Here is an 18,266-nt window from a genome sequence, read left to right on the forward strand (position 1 = left end):
TCAAAACTTGAAATCACATATGCTAGTGTATTGTTTTTACTTTGCTTACTTATGTTTCTTTATGTATACACAAAAAAACCGACTCACATGAATATGTGGCCGGTAATTGTTAAATATATATCATTTAGTCATCAAATGAATATAACGGTGTAGAAAGATAACGCTCACCATTACTTGGTAATACAGTAACAACTGTTTTACCTTTACCTAATGATTTTGCTTTTTCAATCGCTGCAACAATCGCAGCACCTGAAGAAATACCACCTAAGATGCCTTCTTCTTTAGCAACTCTACGTGACATATCCATAGCAACTTCATTACCTACTTTGATAATTTCATCGTATATGTTTGTATCTAAAGTATCTGGTACAAATCCTGCACCTAAACCTTGTAATTTATGTGGACCTGGTTCGCCGCCACTTAAGATAGCTGAGTCTTCTGGTTCAATCGCTACAAGATTAATGTCTGGGTATTTTTCTTTTAATACTTTACCCGCGCCACTAAGTGTTCCACCAGTACCTACACCAGCTAAGAATGAATCAATCGTTTTGCCTTCAAATTGTTCAACTAATTCTGGTCCAGTTGTTAATTCGTGTACACGAGGGTTTGCTGGGTTTTCGAATTGTTGCGGCTCATAATAACCGAATTCTTCTTTTAATTCTTTAGCTTTTTTGATTGCACCTTTCATTGCTTCTGATCCAGGTGTTAATACTAATTCTGCGCCGTATGCTTTTAACAAGTTACGACGTTCTTGACTCATTGTTTCAGGCATCGTAAATACTGCTTTATAACCTTTAGCTGCACAAACAAAAGCTAAGCCAATTCCTGTGTTACCACTTGTCGGTTCAACAATTGTATCACCTGGTTTAATTTTACCTGCTTGTTCAGCTTCTTCAATCATTGCTAATGCAATACGGTCTTTCACAGAGCCACCTGGATTTTGATATTCAAGTTTCACATATACGTCTGCAGCATCTTCCCCCACAACGTTGTTTAACTTAACAACAGGTGTATTGCCAATTGCTTTTACGATATTATCTACTGGTTTATTTGTCATTTAGTATTGCTCCTTTTCATTAAAAAGTTTAAAACCTACTTTTTCTCTCGGATATACTTTATATTTTATCAGATTTTTCAGCAAATACAACTATGAAGATTTAATATACCAACTTTTTTATTCAATAGCCTAGTTCAATACCTAGTGTAAACCTTTTAGTTACTTTTTTCTATTAATCCATGTAACTCATCTTCTGAAAAATTATATTTATTTCTACAGAAATGGCATTCAACTTCTGCACCATGGTCTTTATCAATCATATCTTGAATTTCAGCTTCGCCTAAACCTTTAATAGCAGTTAAGAATTTTTCATGCCCACAATTACAATCGAATTGTGTAGGAAGATTTTCTAATAGTTGTACGTTTTCTTCCCCTAGTATTTCGAAAAGAATTTCTTCAGGCGTTAAACCTTGGTCAATCAGTTTCGAAACTGGTGTCATTTGATTGATTGCAGCTTCGAGTTTATCAACTGTTTCATCGTCTGCACCTGGCATAACTTGTATTATAAAGCCACCTGCAGCTTTAATTGAATTGTCAGGGTTTACTAATACGCCTAAACCTACTGATGATGGTACTTGTTCACTTTTAGCAAAGTAATAAGTGAAGTCATCTCCTAATTCACCAGAAACGAGTTCACTAGAACCAGAAAAGAAATCTTTCATTCCAATATCTTTTACAACTGTCAATGCACCTTCTGAACCAACTGCACGGCTAACATCTAATTTACCAGCATCATTTAAAGGGAAATGTGTCTGAGGATTCGTAACATAGCCTCTTATATTCCCTTTAGCATCAGCGTCAGCAATTATTTTACCAATTGGGCCTTTTCCATCAACTGTAACTGTTAATTTTTGATCGCCTTTGAGCATTGCACCCATCATCACTGTTGCTGTCATCGTACGTCCAAGTGCTGCTGAAGCAGTTGGCCACGTATAATGTCTTGTTTGTGCTTCTTGAACACTTTCAGTTGTTAACGCACTATAAGCGCGAATTTGTCCTCCAAAAGCTAATGCTTTAACTATATAATCGTTCGTCATTTTGTTTATTTCTCCTTTAATATCATCTAGTTTTGAAAATGTTTTTCTATCTTTACTCTAAGATTGTTTTTACACTTTTTATCAATGCAATTTATTGTAATCGTTCGAGGTAAAAATTGCGAAACATCTGTTTATAAATTATTCTGTTATATTTTGCTATTAAAAAAGCTTCCTTCTACTATCAATATGATAGCAGAAAGAAGCTTTAAGTTCAGTTATTAATTTCTATTGCTTGGATCATTCGGATCGTTCGGATTGCTAGGTTTATCGATATTAGGTGCTTGTTCATGACCTGTTTCTTCAGTGTCATTGTTGTCTTGTTGTTCATTTTCTTTATCGTTATCCTGTGTTTCATCATCTGAATCTAGTTGTTCTCTACGAACGTCCTCGTAAGATTTACCGTATTTTCCTTCTTCAAAGTCATCATCTTTATGTTCCACAACTTTGGCACTATCATAATCTACTTCTGGTAAGACACCATCGTTAAATAATGATTGGATTTGTTCGGCAACTAATGTTTCTTCAGTTAATAATGATTCAGCTATTAAATCTAACTGTGATTTATGCTCTAACAAGATAGCCTTACAACGCTCGTATTGTTCTTTAATAATACGTTGCACTTCTTTATCAATTTCGTATGCAATTTGTCCTGAAAACTCAGTGTCGCCTTGCATTTCTTTTCCTAAGAAGACTTGGCCACCGTTGCTATTTGTGAATTGAACCGTTCCGATTTTTTCACTCATACCATATTCAGTAACCATTTGACGTGCAATTTGTGTCGCACGTTCAAAGTCATTAGATGCACCTGTAGATACTTCATTAAAGGTAATATCCTCAGATACACGTCCACCAAGTAGACCACAGATTTTATCTAATAATTCTTTTTCTGTCATTAAGAAGCGATCTTGTTTAGGTAACATCATTGCATAACCGCCGGCTTGTCCACGAGGTACGATTGTAACTTTGTGAACAACTTCAGCTTCATCAAGTACCATACCAATAATTGTATGACCAGCTTCATGGTGCGCTACAATATTACGTTCTTTTTCTGAGATTACGCGAGATTTCTTAGCTGGACCAGCGATAACACGGTCTGTCGCTTCTTCAATATCACGCATATCGATTTTTTTCTTACCTTCACGTACAGCAACTAATGATGCTTCGTTCAATAAGTTTTCTAAATCTGCACCAGAGAAACCAGGTGTTCTTTCTGAAACTGCTTTTAAGTCAACTGTTTCATCAAATGGTTTGTCTTTCGCATGAACATGAAGAATTGCTTCACGGCCTTTCACATCCGGACGACCTACTTGAATTTGTCTGTCGAAACGACCTGGACGTAATAACGCTGGGTCTAAAATGTCTGGACGGTTTGTAGCAGCTATCATAATGATACCTTCATTATCACCAAATCCATCCATTTCAACTAGTAATTGGTTCAATGTTTGCTCACGCTCATCATGGCCACCACCTACACCGGCACCACGTTGACGACCAACTGCATCGATTTCATCAATAAAGATGATACAAGGCGCGTTTTTCTTAGCATTTTCGAACAAGTCACGTACACGACTTGCACCAACACCCACAAACATCTCAACGAAGTCTGAACCACTGATTGAGAAGAACGGCGTACCGGCTTCACCAGCAACTGCACGAGCTAATAATGTTTTACCTGTACCAGGAGGGCCAACTAAAAGAACACCTTTAGGAATTCTAGAACCCATTTGTTTGAATTGTTTATTGTCTTTTAAGAAATCGACTATTTCAATTAATTCTTGTTTCTCTTCATCTGCACCAGCTACATCAGTGAAGCGTACACGTTTTTGTTGATTATCGTACGTTTTCGCTTTGGATTTACCAAAGTTCATCATACGATTACCACCGCCACCGCCGCCACCTTGGGCTTGGCTAAGGAAGAATATAAATAAAAGTGCGATAATTAATACAGGAATTAATGTTGTTAATATACTTACAAATACACTTTGCTTTTCTTCTTCTTTAACTGTAAATTTCAATCCATCTTGACTTTGTGCTTTATCAGTTATTTTTTCTAGCTCTTTATCGTTGTTATATAAAATAGTTGAAGAATACTCTTCATCTTTATCTGTTTTACCACTTACCATATATACGTTTTGTTCAGGTTGTATTTCCAGTGATTTTAACTCACCTTTATCTAACTGCTTAACAAATTGATTATATGTAAGCTGCTTTGGCATATTCCCATTTCCGTTAAGCCACGAAAACAAGCCAAAAATAATAACGCCAATGATTGCGATAACTAGCACGTTACGAAAGGCTTTCTGCATGCGTTGTTTCCTCCTACTTCAATTATAAAACTAACAAAAATTGTAACACAACACTCGAGTTTTCGGCTACTATTTCAACTTTTGCGTTATGTTTACAATTCTTATTGTTTTACCCTTTAGTTTTATTTTTCTATTATGCTTAAAGTTAAATGAATATTATATATTGTCACGTACCCTCAAGTTTATGTATTAAATTTCAAATGATTTAAGTGTAACCCTACTTTTCACATTCACCAACTTAATTCGACTGTAACTTACAGTATATAACAACTTTTCCGCGAATAAATTGTACTGCTTATTTTGAATAGATTTCTGGTTTCAATGTACCAATATAAGGTAAATTTCTATAATGTTCAGCGTAATCTAAACCATAGCCTACTACAAATTCGTCAGGTATCTTTTTACCTACGTATTTTGCTTCAATGTTTGCTTTACGACGGTTTGGTTTATCAAGTAGTGTAACAATTTCAAGTGAATTAACACGACGTGATTCAAGTAATTCAGTAATTGATTTTAATGTAGTACCAGTTTCTAGAATGTCTTCAATAATTAAAACATCTTTATTTTCAATAGATCCACTTAAGTCTTTCAAGATTTTTACTTCTCCTGTTGACTCGGTGCCTCCGTGATAACTAGAAACATCCATAAAGTCGATAGCTAAATGCGTATCAATGTATTTAATTAAATCTGCCATGAACATAACAGACCCTTTTAATATCCCAATACAAACAAGTGGCTTCCCTTTGTATTCCTCTGTTATTTTCTTACCTAGCTCTTCACAAATTTGATGTATATCTTCCTCTGACAATAAAATGTCTTTTAAATCATCTCGCATGTTTTCATTCCTCTCCCATATTTCGTATAAAAATTGATTGATTGTATCTATTTTTTAAATATAATGTGCCAACAGCAATAATCTCATTATATGCATTAACTATAACTGGCATTTGGTTACGTTCAGTTTGCATAACCTTTTCATCAATAAGCAGTCTACTTATCTTTTTATGCCCTTTCATACCATTCAGTTCAAATTTGTCGCCGTCTTTTCTTGTACGGATAACTATAGGATACTCGAATGTAGGAAATTCGTTAGTAATATCAATGCTATAGCGACCATAGTTGTATACACCTGGTTGATCAATCTTAGTCGGAGCTAGTTTTTCTTTACAATTTGCCATTATTATAAATTTATCATAAGCGATGTGAATTATCCATTCATGTGTCGCATATAATGTGCATTGTGTTACATTTTCAGTAAGTTGCTGAAACCATTCATCGTAAGTTTTCTCAGTAATCGACTTATCTAATGGTAATTCAGCAAAAAGTTTATCCAAGACTGCCATTTTGACACTATGTCGTAAATTTAAAAATTGTTTTCTCGAAAAAGTAACTTCATTGTCATCATTACAAAAATCAACGAATGCCGAGATAAATGTTGTAGCTTCGTTTCGCACAACTTCTAATTGTTCATCATGCCAGTCTTTTAATTTTAGCAATTGTTCTGTAGATAAGTGTTTATTACTTTCAATGTCAGGTAATATACGATTACGAATATCATTTCTGACGTAATGATTTTCTGTATTTGATTCATCTTCATAATATGGAACGTTATGTTTTGTTTGATAATTACGTATTTCTGATTTCGTGGCTTCTAAAAAGGGTTTACATAAATTATAGTGACCTCTTGAAGAAAGATATGTCATACCCAAGCTACTTCTCGTAGAGCGTCCAGTCATGAGTCGATAAAATATCGTTTCAATTTGGTCATCTTGATGGTGTGCCGTAAGTAATACATCTGCCTTTAACTCGGTCATCATATCATCAAACCAATGATAACGTTCAGCTCTCGCTGCACTTTCAATACTATTACCTTTTTCAATCACAGCAGACAAGTCTAGATGTTGTACATGCAATGGAATCTGATGCTTTTCACAATACCCTTTAATAAATTGTTCTTCTGCTGCTGCAGCAGGACGAATATTGTGATTTACATGTAGACAAGTCAACTTAGTATATGAATCAGCTAAATGCGTAATCAATTGATGCAATAACACCATGCTATCCACACCTGTAGAAACTGCCAATACAATGTGATTACTTTTATTCCAGCCTTCAGTATTTACTCTCAACTTATCTACCTCCTTGACCATAATGTTACCTTAACGATGCAAATGCTCGTAATATTATGACTTATATACAACAAAAAAAAGAGACTGTTTCCTCAAGTAAGAAAACAGTCTTAGATTGTTACGATCAAACTTAATTTTGGAAAAATTATTGTACTTTGTTTTCAAGTCGTTAAATTAATTCCTATTTCAACAGTCTTATGATATATATTTATTAACGTTTCGCGCCTTTTCCACCACGTCTAGATTCTGTTTGACGTTTAATGGATGTTAATTTATCTTCACTATCTTTCAAGAAATCTGTTAATTTCTTTTCAAAGTCCTCACCTTTTGGTTGAGGTTTTTTATAATTGGGTTTACTTTGAGGTCTACGTGGACGATCTTTTGCTTTTTTAATTGATAAACTAATTTTACCATCATCAGCAATTGAAAGCACTTTAACTTCAACTACATCTCCAACAGATAAATGATCTTCTACGTTTTCCACGTAATTATCTGCAACTTCACTTATGTGAACTAAGCCACTCTTTCCTTCAGGAAGTTCGACGAAAGCGCCAAACTTTTTAATACCAGTGACTTTACCTTTAAGCTTGTTTCCTACTTCGATTGACATATTGTAAATAAATCCTCCCGATTTGTTTCGATTTTAACCCTATTATATGCCTGTTTGCATAAATTAACAATGGTATTGTTACTTAAATGATAAATTTCACTATTTATCCTCTTTTGATGATTTAGATTTCTCTTCAGATTTCTCACCAGGCAACTTGAAAATCACTTCTCCATCATTACTCAAATAATAATCATCTCGCGCAACTTTCTCTATATAACTTTTATCATTAAGATTGTTTAATTGTTCTTTTAATGCGAGTTCTTCATCTTGTTGCTTTTGATATTGTTGTTCTTTTTCTTGACGCTCAGCTGCGTCGTCTATATTACTTTGTTTTTGAGTGACAAGCATTACAGTTAAAATAATAATGAGGATAAGTAATATGCCACCAAATAAAGTAATACGTTTTCGTACGACTCTTCTTCTCATTTTTTGCTGTTGTTTCTTTTTATTTTCAGCAGAAGTGAACGTATTCCCTATGTTCTCAACTTTTTTACTCATTGCTTGTCACCTCCTTTTCTAGTCTCCACTAACCTTTTCTTCTTTGACTAATTCATACATACCTTTCGCATTTTCCTTAGTCGCATGTTCACTTAAACCAGTAACTTCAATTGTAATCACTTTTTGTCCAAATCGGATTACAAGTTCATCTGTTACTTTTACGTCAGTGCCTGCTTTTGCTACTGAACCATTCACAGTAATACGTCCTTGATCACTAATTTCTTTAGCTAAAGTACGACGTTTTACTAACCGTGATACTTTGAGATATTTATCTAATCTCATGATTTGTTTCCTCCTTGCTCTAAAATTTTTCTTAAAGCATCTGCGTCTAATGACATATTTTTTGTTTTATCATACAACTTCAAGAAATGCTCTGCAAATACTTTTTCAAATTTAACACGTTTCGTTTTACCTTCTTTTGCTTTTGCTTCTGACCATATCTGTTTTAAATCTTCTTCGTTTTCCGCTTCGGCGTCACCAAAAATGTGGGGATGTCTACGTATCATTTTTTCTGAAAGACTTTGAACCACTTCATTTATATCAAGGAATCCATCTTTTTTGCCAATACTTGTATGCAATAGTACTTGTAAAAGTATGTCCCCCAACTCTTCAATAATATGCCAATCGTCTTCGTTATCTATTGCTTCAAACAATTCAAATGTTTCTTCTAATAGATAACGTTTTAATGTGTGATGTGTTTGAACTTTATCCCAAGGACAGCCTGTTTCGTCATCAACAAGCTGGTCTATTATGCTCGCAGCAAAATAAAAATCACTATAATATGATTCTTCTTTTTCTACTTTCGGAATGAATACACTTGTCAAATTACTGAAAATAGATGCATGATGGTCTAATTCATAAAGCGGTGTTTCTATTACATTTGCAGCATTATTTTGTGCGCCATCGACGATAAACACTGTTTGCTCATCATGGTAACGTTCCATCAATGTCACTTTTAAATCGCCTGCAGTCATAGGACTATAGACTTGAGTAATGAGCGTATGGGTACGAATATTTAACTGCTCTTTTGTTATAGCTGTCGCATCGAGTAATGTGAACCCGTCGTTAGGATCTATCTTCACCGCTTCAAATATATCATCGATAAAGCTTTTGCCTCCCAAAACTTCAACCTGAAGATCATTATGTTCTTGCGCATGAGCTTCTAATTTCACAGTTGTCGTTTCAGCTACACGTGGATGTCCAGGCACTGTATAAATGACATCATCACTATGGGCCGCTTCAATGAGTTGCGACACGATACGTTCATAGACGCCCTCGAATGATGCTTGTGCCTCGTATTCACTATCAAAACTTTTGAATTGTATATTTTCTGCAGTTAATTCTTTAATTACAGGATGATCCAATGTACGCGTGTAAACCATTGTTTGTTTTTTAAGAAATTTGTAGATACCTAAAGGTAAATCATCAATACCGTAGTTACCTAAGCCAACAATTGTTATTTTACCTGACATTAATGTTTCCCTCTTTTCATATGATAAAGTTTATCGCCCAATGGTAAATGTTTTAATTCTCTATAACTCAATAAATGCATACGTACAATAGCGAAAATAATTACTAATACGCCAATAATTGCTGCGACGACTAATTCAATCAAACCTGTGATTCTACTTTGTGTAGGTACGAGCCACATTCCTAGTTGAACAGCCACTGATAGCATCACCATCGTAGCACCCAATTTAATCACGAATTTTTTCATCATCTGGAATTTATAGTGTTTTAGTACGTGATAATGTAGAACGAGCGTAAATATAATGAGTGAAATAACCGTACTGATACTGCCACCTAGCATTAATAATTGTGGTATTAACATCACATTGAGAATTACTTTACTGACCACACCAGTGATAAATGCAAATAGCACAGGACGCACTTGGTTTTTCACTTGTAATAAAGCAATGTCCATCATTATGAGCGAGACGCATATAACTGTAAGCATATAGAGAGATAATGTACCAGTCAGACTATCGTTTTTAAAAAACACACTATTCATGACTGGCAGTAAATTAATTAATCCAATACCAGCTGCCACACTAAACATCACTGTAATCTTGATAGAGGCATTCGCATATCTATTAATCAGAATGTTGTTGCGTGCTTTAATCGCATCGGTAAGCATCGGTATAAGCACAAAACAAAATGTCGTTGTCACAATTAAACCCATTTGTATAAATGAAGCACCACGATCAAAGATACCTTTTTGTGTGGTTGCTTCTTGAAAATTTAAGCCTGCATTCTGAAGTGCATGTATAACCGTAAAGCTATCTATCACTTGCCAAACGATGACAATAAGCTGGCTTACAGCAAAGATGATAATAGCCATTGATAACTTTTTCCACTCTACTATTGTCTTGTCATTTGGTTTCTTCGCTTGCTTGAGCTTAAAAGGCTTGCCTTGCATTAGGAATATACTAGATGCTAAAAAACCTACTGCTGAACCGATAATAGCTACTGTACCAGCAGTGTAAACAGACCATTGTTGTGTCATAAATAATACAATAGCAATGATGATGATTACAACACGTATCACTTGCTCTATGACTTGTGATATCGCTGGAACAGTCATATGTTGATGCGCTTGGTAGTAGCCTCTATACACTCCTAATATACCAACAAACAAGAAACTAAAACTTGCTGCTCTTAACATTGGTGTGAGGTTAGTGTCACCCATTAGGAGTGCCACCCACTTAGCACCTATAAAAACAACCAAGAAAAATGCAGTACTAATGAGTTGTAACCTAAGCAATACTTTAGTGTAATGTCTTGATTCCCCATGTGTGCCAAACGTTTGAGTGACAGCACTAGGAATTGCATTCATTGTTAAAATAACACCTAAAGCAACAATCGGATATATTTGTTGATAAGCATATAATCCTTCGTCTCCAAGTATATTTTGATACGGGACACGATAAATTGCGCTTAGTATTTTAACAATAACAAGTGCAATTGTAAGAACAACTACGCCGTTGAAGGCCGTATTCTTATCGTCCTTAGATTTCATCTGATATAACCATACTTTCTTCTAGACATTTCGCTAAGAATTTCAAACTATCTAACCAGTTACTTACTTTATTTAAAGTCACTTTCATTTTACCATCTTGAACGCCAACTTTCATTGCACGGCCTAATGGTTGCGTTTGTTTAAATAACGTTTCTCCATTAATATCTGTCGTTCCCTTTTCAGACAGATAAACTTCTACCTTTTTGCCTACATCTTTAATAAGTGCCACTCCAGCGTTTAAAGCATGAACTTTTATCTCCATCATATCCAACAGTCTTTCCACTTCTATTGGGTAATCATTGAAACGATCAATTAATTCATCTTTAACATCCATGAGTTGTGCTTCAGTTTCAATCTTACGTAATTTTTTATAGATTTCTATTTTAGACTGTTCATTTGGAATATATTCAGCAGGTAAATAAGCATCAATATTGAGTTCAATTTCAATTTCAGGTGCATCTTGTTTCTCATCTTTAACACCACGTTTTTCATTCACTGCTTCTTCTAACATTTGTGAATAAAGGTCGAATCCAACAGAATCAATAAATCCGTGTTGTTGTTTACCCAAGAGATTACCTGCGCCTCGAATATTTAAATCACGCATAGCAATTTTAAAGCCTGAGCCTAACTCAGTAAATTCCTTAATTGCTTGCAAACGGTCTTCAGCTGTTTCTGACAATACTTTATTCGTAGGGTGTAAGAAATAAGCATAGCCAATACGGCTTGAACGTCCAACACGACCTCTCAATTGGTATAACTGGCTGAGTCCGAAACGATCCGCATCTTCGATAATAAGTGTGTTGGCGTTTGGAACATCAACTCCCGTTTCAATGATTGTAGTCGTTACGAGAATGTCGTATTCATGATTAATAAAACTTAGCATTGTTTCTTCTAAGTCTCCTTCTTTCATCTGTCCATGTGCAATACCAATATTCGCTTCTGGCATTAACATTTGTAATTGCTCTCGTTTTTCATAAATAGATTGCACTTTATTATATAAATAAAAGACTTGTCCTTCTCTAGATAATTCTCTTTCTAGTGCTTCTTTAATAAAATTCGTATTCTGTTCTAATACGTAAGTTTGTACTGGAAAACGATTTTCTGGTGGTGTTTCAATCACTGATAAATCACGAACGCCCAACATACTCATGTGTAATGTACGTGGGATAGGCGTTGCCGTCAGTGTTAAAACGTCCACATTTGTTTTCAATGATTTGATTCTTTCTTTATGACGCACACCAAATCGTTGTTCTTCATCCACAATTAATAAGCCTAAATCTTTATAATGAATATCTTTACTTAATAGTTTATGAGTACCTACGACGATATCAACGAAGCCTGATTTTAATTTTTCCTTTGTTTCTTTAACTTCTTTTGTACTTCTAAAGCGACTAATGAGTTGAACTTCGATTGGAAAGTCCTGCATACGCTCAATTAATGTTTCATAATGTTGTTGAGCTAAAATTGTCGTTGGAACTAAGAAGGCAACCTGCTTTCCTTCCATAACAGCTTTAAACGCTGCACGTACTGCAACTTCTGTCTTACCATAACCTACATCACCACATAGCAATCGATCCATTGGACGTTCAATTTCCATATCCTGTTTAATTTCTTCGATTGATTTACCTTGGTCAGGCGTAAGTTCGTAAGGGAAATCTATTTCAAATTCGTTTTGTTCTGCCGTATCTGGGCCATATTTATAACCTACAGACATTTCACGTTCTTTATATAGATCAATTAATTCATCAGCCATATCTTCAACGCTTTGTTGTACTTTAGCTTTTGTTTTTTTCCATTCTGTACCACCAAGTTTATTTAACCTAGGTGTCTTATCCTCTGATGCTACATATTTTTGAACTTGATCCATCTGATCAACTGGTACAAATAATTGGTCTGTCCCTTTATATTGAAGTTTAATATAATCTTTATGTACGCCACCGACTTCAAGTGTTTCAACACCTAAATATCTACCGACACCGTGGTGCACATGTACGACATAATCTCCTACTTTTAAATCTTGGTATGATTTAATTTTTTCAGCGTTTGTTAGTGTTTTTTGTTGTTTTGGTTTTTTCTTTTGTTTAGATTTGAATAGTTCGCGTTCCGTCACGACAACAAGTTGCATATAAGGTAGCTCAAATCCTTCTGACAAACTACCCTCTGTAATGATCGCATTGCCCCCATCGTTTCGTTGACTTGGCGTATCGATAAATGTTGGGATATGCATTTCATTAAGCATAGATTGAATACGTTCTTTTCTCACTTCAGTTTCAGCAAGAACAACGACAGTATAATCATTTTGGATGAAGCGCTGAAATTCTGAACGCATAATATCGTATTGACCATAAAATTGCTGTACTGGCTTACATGAAAACTTGATAATTTCATTGAGTTGAACAGGCATTGTCGCCGTGAATAATGTGAAATACGTCACTGGATAATGTTTCAATAACGCTTCAAACCCATCATATTGTAAGAAGTTTTGATCAATAAATCCTTTACCACTTACTATCAGGTTTTGCATAAATTCATCAACTTCAGTAATAAGTGTTTGCTCAGTTTCTTTAATTCTATTATGTTCATCAACTGCAACAATAGCGTCATCTTTAAAATAATCCATAATAGTCGCTGGTTGTTCATACATAAACGACACAAGTCGACGCAATACTTGATGATCAAACATCGTTGATTCAAAAAGTTCGAAACTTTCGTAAGTTTCTTTTAAATCATTACGTGCTGATTTTTCAATTTTGGGGCGTGTATTTTCATAAGCCTCTTTTAATTTTAATTTTGTATGTTTAAGCACATCGTCGGTGATAATATAATCACTTGCTGTCGTAATATTGACTTCTTCGATGTTCTCTTTTGATCTTTGTGTCTCCACATCAAAATCACGAATCGAATCCACTTCAGTATCGAATAGTTCAATTCTTACTGGCTTCCCAATTAACGGGTAAATATCAACAATGCCCCCGCGTAATGAAAATTCACCTATATGTGACACTACACTTTCCCTACGGTAGCCCATATTTACTAATTTATTTAAAAATTCATCAATTTCAATATCGTCACCAACAGATAGTGTTAACTGATGAGATTTCCACATTTCAACTGGAGTGAGCCATTTTTTCAAACCGTTTAATGGTACGATAAATAACCCTCTCTTTTCTTGAGCAAGTGCCGTTAGTGTACGTACACGCTCGCTCATAAATTGAGGGCTTTGTGTTGAGAATTCTTCTGTCATGATATCTTGCATTGGATATTTGTAGACTTCGTCTGCATCTACAAATTGCAGCAAATCACTTTCCAATTTATCTGCTTGATATAAATTATTTGTAACAACTAATAATTGTTTAGTACTGTGCAAATATTTTTCGGCTATAATTGTTGATTTAGCTGCTCCAGATAAGCCAGTTACTAGTACATTTTCTTTACCAAATACGTCGTTTAATTCTTGGTATCTTTTGTCTTCATTTATATATTGTGTAATTATTGATTTCACTTGACTTCACCATTGTATTCATTCATCACACGATCAAAGCGAGAACTTTCTATATAAGCCTCAACTGCACGTGCAGAATGTTCTATTACTTTATTCATTATTTGCATTTCCTGTTTTGAAAATTTTTGTAACACATAATCGACAATTGACATACCATTTGACGGTCTATCTACACCGATTCTAATACGTTTGAATTGGTCTGTACCTAGTACTTGAATCATTGATTTGATACCATTATGGCCACCAGCGCTGCCTTTTTGTCTTAGACGAATCTCCCCTTGTGGTAAATCTAAATCATCATATAAAACGACTAAATCATCTATATCTATGTCATAATATTTCATTAACGGGCCTACCGCTTCGCCTGACAAATTCATCATTGTTAGTGGTTCAATAAACATGACTTTTTCTCCACCGATGCGTTCAATCGTATAGGCACCTTTAAATTTTTGTTTATCTAATGAGAATTGATTTTGATCTAACATGTAGTCTATAACTTCAAAACCAATATTATGTTTTGTTTGTTCAAAACGTTTACCTATATTGCCTAGGCCTACAATACATTTCATTATGTTACCTCCAATTGTTGTTGTCACTTAACTATATATATCATTTTCATGTATTTGAATTAATAAACAATTAAAAATTATTTTTTATATCATTCACTATAATAACATAAAAAAGCACCTGCTTAACGTATTAAGCACGGTGCTTTTTATAAGATATTACAATGTTGGTATCATCAACTTATGTTGACAATGAAGCGTGAAGTATATTATTTTTCTTCTTCGTCTTCTTTATCTTCGTCTTCTTTATCTTCGCCTACAACTTCTGGCTCTTCAGTTTGTGCTTCGCCTTCCATTGCTTCGATTTCTTCTTCAGTTGGTTCTTCAGTCGGAGCTACTACTGTAACTACTGAATCAGTAGCTTCGTTTTCAATAGTAAAGTCGCCTGACACTTTAATATCTTCAACTGAAATAGTATCACCGATTGCCAATTCACTGATTTCAACTTCGATTGCTTCAGGAATATTGTCTGGAGTAGCTGTAACTTCAAGGTCGAATAATGGTTGTTCAACCACGCCACCTTCTTTAGCACCTGCTGCTTCACCAATTAAGTGAACAGGTACTTCAACAGTACGTTCTTCAGTCATATTGATTGCTAAGAAGTCAATGTGAGTGATTTGGTTTTTAAGTGGGTCGAATTGGTAGTCTGAAACCATTACTTTAATTGTTTTAGAACCTACGCCTAATTCGATAACACCGTTACGTCCAACTTCACGGATAACTTTAATAAATTCTACTTCGTCTACTTTAACAGAAGTATTTTTTGTACCATAACCGTAAACGATTGCAGGTACTTTACCAGTATTTCTTAGTGTTTTAAGGTCTGAACGTGTTTGTTTACCTTGACGAATAATTGACTTTAATGCAGTCATATTCATTTTCCACCTTTCGTTTTGCTCTAATATGAGCCCCTCACTTGCCCATCAACATAATGTTGCTTGCAAGCGTTTATTTTGCTCGTGAATTCACGAACGAAACCATTATACATTTATCTAATATTTTAGTCAAATAGCACACTAACAGATTCGCGTTCATAAACACGGATAATTGCTTGTGCTAATAAACCAGCTACAGATAACTCTTTCGTATTGCTTGGTTTACGTGTTTCATCTAATTGAATTGAATTTGTTACGATTAGTTCTTTGATTGCTGAATTTTCGATACGCTCTTTAGCTGGACCTGATAATACAGGATGTGTACAACAAGCATATACATCTTTAGCACCTTTATCTTTTAGTGCTTGTGCTGCCAATGTGATTGTTCCTGCTGTATCAATGATATCATCAATAATAATAGCCGTACGTCCTTCTATTTCACCAACAATGTTCATCACTTCTGCAACATTGGGTTTTGGACGACGTTTATCAATAATAGCAATTGGTGATTTAAGTATATCTGCAAGTTTACGCGCCCTTGTTACGCCACCGTGGTCTGGAGAGACTACAACACACTCTTCAAGATCAATACCTGACTCATTCTTGAAGTATTCTGCTAAGATTGGCACACCCATTAAGTGGTCAATTGGCATATCGAAGAAACCTTGGATTTGAGGTGCGTGTAAATCTAACGCTATCATACGATCTGCGCCTGCAGTTTCAATTAAGTTTGCTACAAGTTTAGCTGTGATTGGTTCACGACTACGTGCTTTTCTGTCTTGACGCGCATAACCATAATATGGAACAACTATATTAATATTAGCTGCTGATGCACGTCTACAAGCATCAACCATAATTAATAATTCCATTAAGTGTAAATTTACAGGATTCGACGTTGGTTGAATAATAAATACATCACAACCACGAATACTTTCCTCTATATTGATTTGAATTTCTCCATCGCTGAAACGTTTTACGGAACATTTTCCTAGTTCAATTCCAACATGATCTGCTACTTCTTGGGCTAAAGGTTCGTTACCTTTTAAAGAAAATATTTTCAAAGCAGAATTCTTATACTCATTGTTTAACATTTATAGTCCTCCAATTAATTCATTCAATTAGTTTTCATTTAAAGACAAGCGCAAACTTACATTGTTTATCAATATAAAGCATTTTGTGGCTAACAACTTACTCAATTACATTAAGTTTAACAGTTCAAGCATGCATGTCTAAACATATACCTTTTATTTTTTTAAATAACCTTCTTTGGTTGTTTGTCTAGCTCTCGCTAATGCTAAACTGTCTTCTGGTACACTATCAGTAATTGTAGAGCCAGCAGCAATTAGAGAACGCTCGCCTAACGTAATAGGTGCTACCAAATTCGTATTGCACCCTATAAACGAATCATTACCAATAATCGTCTTGAATTTGTTAATACCATCATAGTTTACTGTGATTGAACCACAGCCAAGATTCACACGTTCACCTATTTCTGCGTCACCAATATAACTCAAGTGAGGTAATTTAGCTCCTGCTTTTACGACTGATTTCTTAACTTCAACAAAGTTGCCGACTTTCACTTTTTTGCCTAAGTCTGTACCTGGACGAAGTTGCGCAAATGGTCCAATTATCGCATAATCATCAACCATTGCTTCATTGATCACTGAATGTTTAATTGTAACATTATCACCTATTTTACTATTCGTGATTTCTGTATATTGTCCTACAACTGTATCTTCTCCAATTTCACTATGTCCTGAAAGTTTAACTCCAGGTTCTATAATTGTGTCTTCTCCAATAGTTACATCTGCACCGATATAAGTATTGGATGGATCTACAATTGTCACACCATTTTTCATATGAAATTGGTTGATACGTTTTCTATATGCTTTTTCTGCTTCGCTTAACATCACTCGATCATTTACACCCATAATTTCTTCAAAATCATTCGTATGGTAAATGCCGACTGTGCCTTTATCTTCTAAAATTAATGAAAGTACATCAGGCAAGTAGTATTCGCCTTGCACATTATTGTTGTTCACTAACTCTAACTTTTCAAATAGCATTTGATTATCAAATGCGAAAATACCTGAACTAATTTCATTAATTTGTTGTTCTGCATCTGTTGCATCTTTTTGTTCGACTATTTTAACTAATTGATTGTCTGCATCACGTATAATTCTGCCATAACCATATGGGTTCGTTGCTGTAGCTGTTAATACGGTAGCTAGTGATTGGTTATTTTCGTGATGTTCAATTAAAGATTTAAGTGTTTCTGTCGTAATTAATGGTGTGTCTCCACAAACTACTAACGTTGTACCTTGTTTATCATTTAAATGTTCACTAGCCATTTTAACGGCATGAGCAGTACCTAATTGTTCTTCTTGAAAACTATAAAGAGATGCATCGCCTAACTTTTCTTTCACGCTTTCTGCGCCATGACCTACGATTGTTACAAGCTGTTCTACGCCAGATTGTTTAACGTTATCCACGACATGTTCAATCATTGATTTGCCAGCGACATCATGTAGTACTTTGTATTTCTTTGATTTCATACGTGTACCCTTACCAGCTGCGAGTACTATTGCATGTCTTTGCATGTATGTTAACCCTCCATTAAAATATACACTTCTTTATTATTATAATTTAACGCTAGTCACACTTTCA

General features: G+C 34.9%; 15 protein-coding genes. All 15 read right to left on the bottom strand.

The features are described 5' to 3' along the window. Positions 1–124: 124 nt before the first annotated feature. Positions 125–1,057, bottom strand: a complete 933-nt coding sequence (cysK, locus tag AOB58_RS07610; RefSeq protein WP_002512523.1) for a cysteine synthase A — start codon at positions 1,055–1,057, stop codon at positions 125–127. A 155-nt stretch (positions 1,058–1,212) separates the two neighbouring features. Further along, positions 1,213–2,094 carry an Hsp33 family molecular chaperone HslO gene (hslO, locus tag AOB58_RS07615; RefSeq protein WP_002512524.1) on the bottom strand — a complete coding sequence of 294 codons (882 nt, stop codon included), beginning with the start codon at positions 2,092–2,094 and terminating at the stop codon, positions 1,213–1,215. Between the two features lie 218 nt (positions 2,095–2,312). Further along, positions 2,313–4,400: an ATP-dependent zinc metalloprotease FtsH gene (gene ftsH / locus AOB58_RS07620; RefSeq protein ID WP_002508754.1), complete on the bottom strand. Its 2,088-nt coding sequence runs from the start codon at positions 4,398–4,400 to the stop codon at positions 2,313–2,315. A 295-nt stretch (positions 4,401–4,695) separates the two neighbouring features. After that, positions 4,696–5,235 carry a hypoxanthine phosphoribosyltransferase gene (gene hpt, locus AOB58_RS07625; RefSeq protein WP_002508753.1) on the bottom strand — a complete coding sequence of 180 codons (540 nt, stop codon included), beginning with the start codon at positions 5,233–5,235 and terminating at the stop codon, positions 4,696–4,698. A gap of 4 nt (positions 5,236–5,239) precedes the next feature. After that, positions 5,240–6,529 carry a tRNA lysidine(34) synthetase TilS gene (tilS, locus tag AOB58_RS07630; protein ID WP_064783206.1) on the bottom strand — a complete coding sequence of 430 codons (1,290 nt, stop codon included), beginning with the start codon at positions 6,527–6,529 and terminating at the stop codon, positions 5,240–5,242. Between the two features lie 211 nt (positions 6,530–6,740). Continuing rightward, positions 6,741–7,139, bottom strand: a complete 399-nt coding sequence (locus AOB58_RS07635) for a S1 domain-containing RNA-binding protein (RefSeq protein ID WP_002508751.1) — start codon at positions 7,137–7,139, stop codon at positions 6,741–6,743. Positions 7,140–7,238: 99 nt separating this feature from the next. Continuing rightward, positions 7,239–7,637: a septum formation initiator family protein gene (locus AOB58_RS07640; protein ID WP_002508750.1), complete on the bottom strand. Its 399-nt coding sequence runs from the start codon at positions 7,635–7,637 to the stop codon at positions 7,239–7,241. A gap of 18 nt (positions 7,638–7,655) precedes the next feature. Then, positions 7,656–7,919 carry an RNA-binding S4 domain-containing protein gene (locus AOB58_RS07645; protein ID WP_002508749.1) on the bottom strand — a complete coding sequence of 88 codons (264 nt, stop codon included), beginning with the start codon at positions 7,917–7,919 and terminating at the stop codon, positions 7,656–7,658. Then, on the bottom strand, positions 7,916–9,109 hold the full coding sequence (locus AOB58_RS07650) for a MazG nucleotide pyrophosphohydrolase domain-containing protein (protein WP_002512528.1): 1,194 nt from the start codon (positions 9,107–9,109) through the stop codon (positions 7,916–7,918). The genes AOB58_RS07645 and AOB58_RS07650 overlap by 4 nt, the downstream gene beginning before the upstream one ends. Beyond that, on the bottom strand, positions 9,109–10,656 hold the full coding sequence (locus AOB58_RS07655) for a polysaccharide biosynthesis protein (RefSeq protein ID WP_002512529.1): 1,548 nt from the start codon (positions 10,654–10,656) through the stop codon (positions 9,109–9,111). Before AOB58_RS07655 ends, AOB58_RS07650 begins: the two co-directional genes overlap by 1 nt. After that, positions 10,646–14,158 (bottom strand): transcription-repair coupling factor, encoded by a 3,513-nt coding sequence (gene mfd, locus AOB58_RS07660; protein WP_064783207.1) that lies wholly within the window; start codon positions 14,156–14,158, stop codon positions 10,646–10,648. Before mfd ends, AOB58_RS07655 begins: the two co-directional genes overlap by 11 nt. Then, on the bottom strand, positions 14,155–14,727 hold the full coding sequence (gene pth, locus AOB58_RS07665; protein ID WP_002508745.1) for an aminoacyl-tRNA hydrolase: 573 nt from the start codon (positions 14,725–14,727) through the stop codon (positions 14,155–14,157). Before pth ends, mfd begins: the two co-directional genes overlap by 4 nt. A 206-nt stretch (positions 14,728–14,933) precedes the next feature. Continuing rightward, complete coding sequence (locus tag AOB58_RS07670; protein WP_064783208.1) at positions 14,934–15,596, bottom strand: 50S ribosomal protein L25/general stress protein Ctc; 663 nt, start codon at positions 15,594–15,596, stop codon at positions 14,934–14,936. Between the two features lie 128 nt (positions 15,597–15,724). Beyond that, entirely contained in the window at positions 15,725–16,690 is a 966-nt protein-coding gene (locus AOB58_RS07675) for a ribose-phosphate diphosphokinase (protein ID WP_002508743.1), read from the bottom strand. A gap of 153 nt (positions 16,691–16,843) precedes the next feature. Further along, positions 16,844–18,199, bottom strand: coding sequence for a bifunctional UDP-N-acetylglucosamine diphosphorylase/glucosamine-1-phosphate N-acetyltransferase GlmU (gene glmU / locus AOB58_RS07680; RefSeq protein WP_021339906.1), 1,356 nt, complete (start codon positions 18,197–18,199; stop codon positions 16,844–16,846). Between the last annotated feature and the right edge of the window lie 67 nt (positions 18,200–18,266).

It is taken from the genome of Staphylococcus sp. AntiMn-1, from assembly GCF_001663395.1.
GTDB classification, from domain to species: Bacteria; Bacillota; Bacilli; order Staphylococcales; family Staphylococcaceae; genus Staphylococcus; species Staphylococcus equorum.

What these genes read in the sequence shown, in the direction of transcription:
- hslO (WP_002512524.1), bottom strand. Translation starts at nt 2,094, where the DNA reads ATGACGAACGATTATATAGTTAAAGCATTAGCTTTTGGAGGACAAATT.
- AOB58_RS07645 (WP_002508749.1), bottom strand. Translation starts at nt 7,919, where the DNA reads ATGAGATTAGATAAATATCTCAAAGTATCACGGTTAGTAAAACGTCGT.
- AOB58_RS07635 (WP_002508751.1), bottom strand. Translation starts at nt 7,139, where the DNA reads ATGTCAATCGAAGTAGGAAACAAGCTTAAAGGTAAAGTCACTGGTATT.
- cysK (WP_002512523.1), bottom strand. Translation starts at nt 1,057, where the DNA reads ATGACAAATAAACCAGTAGATAATATCGTAAAAGCAATTGGCAATACA.
- AOB58_RS07675 (WP_002508743.1), bottom strand. Translation starts at nt 16,690, where the DNA reads ATGTTAAACAATGAGTATAAGAATTCTGCTTTGAAAATATTTTCTTTA.
- pth (WP_002508745.1), bottom strand. Translation starts at nt 14,727, where the DNA reads ATGAAATGTATTGTAGGCCTAGGCAATATAGGTAAACGTTTTGAACAA.
- glmU (WP_021339906.1), bottom strand. Translation starts at nt 18,199, where the DNA reads ATGCAAAGACATGCAATAGTACTCGCAGCTGGTAAGGGTACACGTATG.
- AOB58_RS07640 (WP_002508750.1), bottom strand. Translation starts at nt 7,637, where the DNA reads ATGAGTAAAAAAGTTGAGAACATAGGGAATACGTTCACTTCTGCTGAA.
- AOB58_RS07670 (WP_064783208.1), bottom strand. Translation starts at nt 15,596, where the DNA reads ATGACTGCATTAAAGTCAATTATTCGTCAAGGTAAACAAACACGTTCA.
- hpt (WP_002508753.1), bottom strand. Translation starts at nt 5,235, where the DNA reads ATGCGAGATGATTTAAAAGACATTTTATTGTCAGAGGAAGATATACAT.
- AOB58_RS07655 (WP_002512529.1), bottom strand. Translation starts at nt 10,656, where the DNA reads ATGAAATCTAAGGACGATAAGAATACGGCCTTCAACGGCGTAGTTGTT.
- ftsH (WP_002508754.1), bottom strand. Translation starts at nt 4,400, where the DNA reads ATGCAGAAAGCCTTTCGTAACGTGCTAGTTATCGCAATCATTGGCGTT.
- AOB58_RS07650 (WP_002512528.1), bottom strand. Translation starts at nt 9,109, where the DNA reads ATGTCAGGTAAAATAACAATTGTTGGCTTAGGTAACTACGGTATTGAT.